4 protein-coding genes are annotated in these 8,142 nt (G+C 38.0%); 1 reads left to right on the forward strand and 3 read right to left on the reverse strand.

The genetic code is table 11. The annotated features are described in order from the left end of the window. Positions 1 to 267 precede the first annotated feature (267 nt). Complete coding sequence (locus ASJ81_RS06600) at positions 268 to 522, forward strand: MBL fold metallo-hydrolase (RefSeq protein WP_095643794.1); 255 nt, start codon at positions 268 to 270, stop codon at positions 520 to 522. Positions 523 to 647: 125 nt separating this feature from the next. On the opposite strand, the gene ASJ81_RS06605 is transcribed toward ASJ81_RS06600, so the two are convergent. From ASJ81_RS06605 to ASJ81_RS06615, 3 genes are all read right to left on the reverse strand, one after another. Further along, the gene (locus tag ASJ81_RS06605) at positions 648 to 2,888 is read right to left on the reverse strand and encodes a PAS domain S-box protein (RefSeq protein ID WP_095643795.1); all 2,241 of its coding nucleotides are present in this window, start codon (positions 2,886 to 2,888) and stop codon (positions 648 to 650) included. Positions 2,889 to 2,920: 32 nt separating this feature from the next. Beyond that, entirely contained in the window at positions 2,921 to 3,367 is a 447-nt protein-coding gene (locus ASJ81_RS06610; RefSeq protein ID WP_048106183.1) for a response regulator, read from the reverse strand. A 485-nt stretch (positions 3,368 to 3,852) separates the two neighbouring features. Then, positions 3,853 to 7,491 (reverse strand): PAS domain S-box protein, encoded by a 3,639-nt coding sequence (locus ASJ81_RS06615; RefSeq protein WP_095643796.1) that lies wholly within the window; start codon positions 7,489 to 7,491, stop codon positions 3,853 to 3,855. Positions 7,492 to 8,142 lie beyond the last annotated feature (651 nt).

Genomic DNA, 8,142 nt, shown 5'->3' on the forward strand with positions numbered 1-8,142 from the left:
TTCCTCGAAAAGAGGAAAAATTGTGTAGCCCTAAAAAGGCTACCTGAATAGTAACATATTTTTTATATAGAAAATCATACTTCTTATCTTACTCAAGTATTCCATACTCCTTTTTGATTTTTGTAATAATACTGAGAGTTCTAACTGTATTCAAGAACTCAATAAGGTAACGTAGTCGTACTCAATTTTCCTTTTTATCAAGCCTATCCCAAAACATTATCTAATCTACTATACCACCAATATTATAACTCCTATTCTGGCATTATATTGGTTTTGGAACAGGCTCATGGTCATATCTGCTTGTACTTGCATGAATCTAAAACCTTGATTGCAGGTGATGCTTTGTTCCTTCAAGACGGTGAACTTGTTATTTCACACCCAACGGCTACTCTTGATATGGATCAGGCGAAGAAATCTATAAAAACGCTCCTTGATTATGATATTGACAAAATCGTCTGTTATCATGGCGGTGTATATAAAGATAATATTAAAGAAACTCTCAAAAAAATATCGATTAACTGAAATCTTTATGAGCTAAAATCTTTATGAGCTAAAATCATATGAGACAAAATCATATGAACTAAAATCATATGAGCTAAAATCTTATAGTTCCCTGTTCATCCTCAATCTTACCTTTTATGTTCTTTTTACTTATTCTCCGCCACTTTGATTTTTATAGTGAATTCAGCTCCAGATGTCCTATTCAAGTCAAGTTCTCCGTCTAACTGGTCTACCAGGATAGTTACCAGTTGTATTCCAAGGGTATCGGAGTCTTCCAGACTGATGCTTTCAGGTATACCTACTCCGTTATCTGAGACGATCAGTATATAACTGGCACCTTTACGTGCCTCGTTACTGTCTTCGATTTCGCTATGTCCAAACTTTTCACTTATTTCCCTGGAAAGCTTTATCTGAACTTTTCCTGTTTTTCCACCTGGGAATGCATGTTTGAGGGAATTTGAAACCAGTTCATTGACAATCATTCCTAACGGAACTGCAGTGTCCATATCAAAGAAAATATTCTCCTCTATTTCCAGAACCATTTCGGTCCCTGAAGCTCCAACGTTATAACATCTGAAGAGCTCCTCAGTCAGCTTTTGCAAGTAAGTTGCGAAATTAAGAATACTGACTTCTTTTGACCCATACAGTTCTTCATGGATTAAAGCCATAGAGATAACTCTGTTCTGGCTGTCCCTGAAAGCTGCAAGCACCTTTGAAGTATCATAAATCTCATTACCAGCAAATTTTTCAGCCTGCAGGTCGAGCAGAGACGAGATTACCTGCAGATTATTTTTTATTCTATGATGAATTTCCTTTTTACGGGCTTCTTCAATTTTTTTCAGGAAGCTTTCAGCCTCTTTTTTCTCAGTAATATCCATTGCTACACAAATAACTCCGATGATAGTTCCTATAGAATCGCACAATGGCTCGGTTGTCATGTCGTGGACCATGTTACCACCAGCAGAAGCCGGCCTATGGGTGACGACCTCATCACGCCGGCCGACACCGCTAGCTAAGACCTGACGCTTGATAGCAGTAAATATTTCGGCATCTTCTAGCTGGTATATATCGTAGTCACGCCTACCCAGGACGTCCTCGATTTTAAAGCCAGGTGCAGGGTTGTAGACCCATGTATACCTCAGTTCGAGATCCTGACTGAACATAACGATTCTTGAGCCTCTCAGAGCGAGGCGAAAGCGCTCCTCAGACCTTCGTAGAGCTTCTTCTGTCCGTTTACGCTCTGTGATATCTTTCATTATTCCGAGGACTTTATTTGTAAGATAATTTCCCTTTTGAAGACAGACCCCATGATCTTCAATATGGATATATTCTCCGTCCTTCCTTCTAAAACGATACTCCAGGTGGAAGTTTCTCTTATTTTCAGTGTTCTTTACGTTCTGGCCGCAACCTTTTATCTTTTGATTCCAGACTTTCTTCTGATCTTCAGGGTGAACATTGTTTATCCATAATTCAATGCCAGTGTTCAGCAGTTCTTCCTGAGCATATCCTGTAATCTCCTCTATGGTACCTGCCCAGTATATTTTGTTTTCTTCCATATCGTGCTCATATATTAGCTGTCCTGTCTGTTCCGTAACGATCCTATACCTTTCCTCACTTTTATGAAGCCTTTCTTCGGCTTTTTTACTCTCAGTTATATCTCTGGCAATAACCGAGATAGCCATAAGCTCTCCAGATATATCGAAAACCGGAGAAAGAGTCATTGAGACATCGATAACCTTACCGTCTTTTCTTAACCGTGAAGTCTCATACTGGTGAATCTTTTCTCCCTGTTTTATCATCTCAGTCAGTTTTTGTATTTCATTCTTCAATGAGCAAGGTATTAAGACTGTTGCAGGCTTCCCCAAAACCTCTTCTGCTGGATACCCATAGATTTGTTCTGCCCCCAGGTTCCAGCTAGTAATAAAACCGTCAAGAGACCGAGTTACAATAGCATCATTTGAAGATTCCACTATATTCGCTAAGTTCTGAACTCTTTCCTCTGCTTTTTTACGCTCAATGGAGTACTGGATAGAACGTCTCAATAATCTGCCATCTACCTGCCCTTTGACCAGATAATCCTGAGCGCCTTTCTTTACAGCCTCGACTCCTATTTTCTCATCATTCATCCCCGTTAGAATTATAATGGGAATTCGTGAGTTCCTTGCATGAATTTCAAGAAAGGTATCAATGCCATAACTATCTGGCAATCCCAGGTCAGATAATATTATATCAAGTCGATTCTTTTTAAGAAGGCTCAAACCTTCATTCAGGGTCTGAACGGTTTTAAATTCGTATTGAAAGTCAGCGAACTCTTCGAGCATCTCTTCAATTAAACCTGCATCCCCAGGATTGTCCTCAAAAAGCAAGATTTTTACTTTTTTATTCATAGTCAAACCGTCCTATCCAGGTAATTCGGGTCTTACTTCGATGGTAACTTTACAATTTCAAGCCAGAAGTTTTCTATGGATCTAACTACGTCCAGAAACTGGTCAAAATCAACAGGTTTAGTTATATATGCATTGGCATGAAGATTATAAGATCTCAGGATGTCCTCCTCAGCTTTCGAAGTGGTTAAAACCACAATAGGTATGTTTTTAAGTTCATCATCGCCTTTTACTTCCTCAAGAACCTCGCGCCCGTCTTTTTTTGGCAAATTTAAATCCAGAAGTATTATATCCGGACGCGGAGAGCCTGAAAACTGTCCTTCACCGCGTAAAAAAGCTATTGCTTCTTCTCCATCCTCTACAATATGAAGGATGTTCCCGATTTTTGCATCTTCGAACCCTTCTTCTATCAGTCCAATATCGCCTTTACTGTCTTCTACTACAAGAATCTCTACCGGTTTAAATGCTATTCGAGTTCTCATTTATATGACCATCCTGTTATATGTCAAAAATTTTGAGCTTTCACGAGACTAGTGTCTTGGCAATTTAATTATTGAGCATAATCTTGGTAGTTTCTCATCAGTATACAACGATTTTGAGCTCATTAGATTACCAATAACTAAATTTTCATGACACTAGTTGTCGAATATGAACCAAACTTATAAAGATCGAACTTCTTTTAGGGTATAGTCGTTATCAGGATTTCACGGTAAGGTAAGTATTATGAAATTTATAGTAAAGTCATTTATAGTAAAGTCATTGTCATGACTCTGTTCCAAAATCCAGTGATTTTTGCATTTTTGATAGAAAATCTGAATTAGCAAGAAGAATCCAGTTTTTATCAAAATCAATATTCGCTATCTAAAGACTTGAATCATTAAGTTGTATTACACGGATGGTGACCATTTACAAAATCTAGTGATTTTGAATTTTACATCCATCACTAGATTTTGGTACTGAGTCATTGTCATAAGACATTTATAGAAGTTACTGGTAAAGTGAAGTAAAAAGTCGAACCTTTACCTGGATCGGATTCTACCCAAATCCGTCCTCCATGTCTTTCTACTATTTTTTTGCAAATTGAAAGCCCTATCCCTGTTCCTGGATATTCTTCTCTTTTGTTAAGTCTTTTAAAAACTTCAAAAATTCTCTCAGAATATTTAGGGTCAATTCCAATTCCATTATCCTTTACTGAAAATAACCATTGATCAGTCTCTTTTTTGGCAGAAATCTCAATTTTCGGGACTTTTTCACTGTGGAATTTTACAGCGTTGCTTATAAGGTTCTGGAACAGCTGAGTAAACTGGACGGAATCTGCCATTACTACAGGTAATGAACCATAAGATATACTGGCGTCGCTTTCTTTTATGGATACCTCCAAATCAAGTAACACCTGATCCAGAATAGATTGTAAATCTGTAGGCTCGAATTCGCTGGCTCTTGTAGTTACTCGAGAAAATTCCAGAAGATCATTTATCAGATTTTGCATACGGGAAGCACCATCCACAGCAAAATAGATATATTTATCAGCCTTCTCGTCAAGATTTCCCTGATATTTTCTTTGTAAAAGCTGTAAATAACTTGCTATCATTCTCAAGGGTTCCTGCAAGTCGTGCGATGATATGTAGGCAAATTGTTCCAGCTCCGCGTTTGAGCGAGCAAGCTCCTCTAATTTAAGTTTTAACAACTCTTCTGCCTTTTTCCGTTCGGTGATATCACGGGCAGCTGCAAAAACTCCAATAACCTCACCTGCTTCGTCTTTATAAATTGAAGCATTATACAAAACAGGAGTTATGTGACCATTTCTGTGCTGAATTTCAAGTTCATAGTCCAGGACCAGACCTTCCCTGAAGACATGTTGATATCCTTCTCTAGCTTTCTCAGGCTCGGTGAAATAGTCTGAAAAATCGGTCTCAATTAACTCCTTACGAGAATAACCTGTAATCAGTTCTGTAGCTTTATTTACATCGGTTATCTTTCCATCAGGGCCAATAGTAACCAGAGGGTCTAGACTTGCTTCTATCAGACTACGATTATAAATGCTTGATAACCTCAAAGCTTCTTCGGCTTTTTTTTGCTCAGTAATATCTCTTACAATAATGGAAACAGCTATAAGTTGCCCAGAAACATCCAGGACCGGAGAAAGAGTTACTGAAACATTTATTAATTTACGATCTTTTCTCAACCGTGACGTTTCATAGCGCTGGACTCTCTCTTCCTCTTGAATGATCTTAACTAACCATTTTATCTCTCCTTTAAGATGATCTGGTTCAAGTATTGAGATATCTTTTCCAATAATCTCTTCGGCGAGATAACCATATATCTGCTCTGCACCTTTGTTCCAGCTGGTAATAGTGCCATCAAGCGATTTTGTTATAATGGCATCATCCGATGACTCGACAGCACTCGCCAGTATCAGTATCTTTTCTTCAGCCTTTTTCTGCTCACTAATATCACGGGCAGCTGCAAAAACTCCAATAACTTCTCCAATTTCATCCCTATAAACCGATGCATTATATAATACAGGCGTTATCTGTCCGTTTTTATGCCGAATTTTCAGTGGATAATTTCGCACCAGCCCTTTCTGGAACACATGCTGATACCCTTCTCTTGCTTTCTCAGGCCTGGTAAAATAATCCGAAAAATCAGTCCCAATTAACTCCTTACGTGAATAACCCGTAACAAATTCGGTTGAATTATTTACATCAGTAATTTTGCCGTCCGGCCCGATAGTTACAAAGGGATCTATACTGGCCTCAATGAGACTGCGATTATATACGTTGGCCAGCTCTAAGGATTTTTCAGCCATTTTTTGCTCGGTAATATCCTGAACTGTTCCTTTCATCCGAACAGGAATACCTTCCTCATTAAAAACAACTTCAGCTTGTTCGTGTACTATACGCTCTTCTCCACTGGATAAGATAATTCGGTGATTAATACTATAGTTTTTTCCGTTAAAAACTTCTTTAACGGCCCGATTTACATAATCTCTATCTTCTGGATGTATATATTCAAGAAACGTATCGTAAGTTGCCCCGAACTCCTGAGGGATGCGCCCAAAGATACGATAAACTTCATCAGACCAGTATAACTCATTAGTTACAATATTCCAGTCCCAGTTTCCAAGATGTGCCATCCTCTGAGCTTCAGAAAGACTCCTTTCGCTCTCTTTCAAAGAATTATAAGCCATTTCAACTTCGGATGTCCTTTCTTCGACTAATTCTTCTAAATTATCAAGAGTTTCTTTTAACCTGGCTTCAGCTTCTTTTATGTCTGTTATATCACGAGAGATTGCAAGAACGGAAGCCACTTTACCGTTAACAAACTCAGGTACTATTCTTGTATTAAAATAGTATTCTTTTCCTTGAGGCGATCTGTACTGGAATTCCATTGTTCCGGGTTTTCCTGTGGCAAAAACGCTCTGATGATGTTGTTCCCAGAATTTTACCAGTTCAGAGTCTTTTCCCAGTTCACAGTGATTTTTTCCTATGGTTACTTTCTGAGAATAGCCATAAACTTCGACAGCTGCAGGATTTACATACATATGGCGATTTTTTATGTCGAAGCGAGCAATTATGTCAGGAGAATTTTCTGCCAGCGTCCGGAATTCATTTTCACTCTTTATCAGAGCTTCTTCAGCCTGTTTCCGTTCGTTAATATCACGGGCAACATGTACACTCCCGATAATTTTTCCTCTGGAGTCATGAAGTGGTGAGACACTTACTATGAAATAACCACCCAGACATTTCTCGCAAATCTCCGCAGTATGTTCAAGCCCATCCTCAAGCAACAGTCTGTGCGGACAAAAAGAGGGATGTTCGGCTGTCCCGTGCACAGTACGATAGCAGGTTAACCCTATACACTCTTCCGGTTTTAACCCCAATCTTGACGCCATTGCCTTGTTTGCACGAACAATATGATATTCATTGTCAAGTATGGCTATCAGGTCCGGCATGGAATCAAAGGTAGATTCCCAGTGCTGTGTGGCTTGAAAAACTTTTTCTTCTTCCCTTTTGCGCCTGGAACTCTCAATTTGCACCCATTTCTCTTCTTTTTTAACCAGGGCAAATTGATGGTTGGTAACTACATCAATAATTTCGGTTGCACTGCATTTCGCGAGGCAATATGTGCACAGGGCTATCATGGAATAGTTGCCAATGATGCTATCTATCTCTTCTTCATAATCAACAAAACTGTTCCAGTCTGTTTTTTCCAGCCAGAAAGTGTTTCCACTCAACCTTAAACCATTGTAGCCGTCAGCAAGAGCTCTATTGAGTTTATCAATCCAACCATTAAGCACTCTCTGCGAATCGAAGATCCCCTCTTTGACATACCAGTAAGTGTAAGGAATAATCTCAATCTGCCCTTTTTCCAGATAAACATCAATCCCAGGAATATCCTTTCTAAGAGCTTCTTTTGCCTCTTCCACTTCCATAGGCTCTGATGTAACCCACATACAAAATTCATTATTTTCCAGCCCTGCTTTGAAGTAGGGAACCAGTATATCAATCAAATCCTGTTTTGTCTGGTAAAATTGACAGAAATGTGTTCCCCAGGGCACCTCTCCAACAATGTCAATCCCAGATTTTCTCAAACTTTTTTCCATTTCAACCCTTTCCGAATATAAAATTAATTCAAAAATTCAAGTTAACCGGATGCAATAACTGTTACCTATCAGGACTTGTTATATTGAAGAAGAATAAATACATTGTTTATTAAAATGTTATATTGTTTATTAAAATGTTTTTGTAAAATAGTCCGTGCAATAAGTACATTTTTTTGACTGTATTTAATAGATTACTCATAAAACTCCTGTATTATCCCGAGATTATTTTGACTCAACTCCAAAACCTGGTGATAAAATAAGTGTAGCATCACTAAGTAGATTTAAAGTTCTATAATATGTAGTGATGTTACGAAACAACGATGATAACTAAAATCTTGCTTTTAATAATTAGTAGGAGTTTCCTTCTCGCTTAGACTTGTTTAATTGTTTTAACAACATGATTATGAATATACCACAAGAGAATTTTTCGTAGAAAAACTCCTTCAGCTTATCATATTTGTAGTATCACATTGTTCATAATGGCTGTAATTCATACACCAAATAAAGTCTTGGAGGAGTCAAGATTTGTCGACACAAATGAATAAAACATCAAACGAGAAAATATCAACCAGATATAGAGGATGATCTAAAAATTAGATGGTCAATTTGTATCTAATTGATATTATATATTTGAAAATCGTATATTTATAC

This window comes from Methanosarcina spelaei, from assembly GCF_002287235.1.
Classification (GTDB): domain Archaea; phylum Halobacteriota; class Methanosarcinia; order Methanosarcinales; family Methanosarcinaceae; genus Methanosarcina; species Methanosarcina spelaei.

Excerpts from the sequence above, each read along its gene's own strand:
- ASJ81_RS06605 (WP_095643795.1), bottom strand. The coding sequence starts at position 2,888 with ATGAATAAAAAAGTAAAAATCTTGCTTTTTGAGGACAATCCTGGGGAT.
- ASJ81_RS06610 (WP_048106183.1), bottom strand. The coding sequence starts at position 3,367 with ATGAGAACTCGAATAGCATTTAAACCGGTAGAGATTCTTGTAGTAGAA.
- ASJ81_RS06615 (WP_095643796.1), bottom strand. The coding sequence starts at position 7,491 with ATGGAAAAAAGTTTGAGAAAATCTGGGATTGACATTGTTGGAGAGGTG.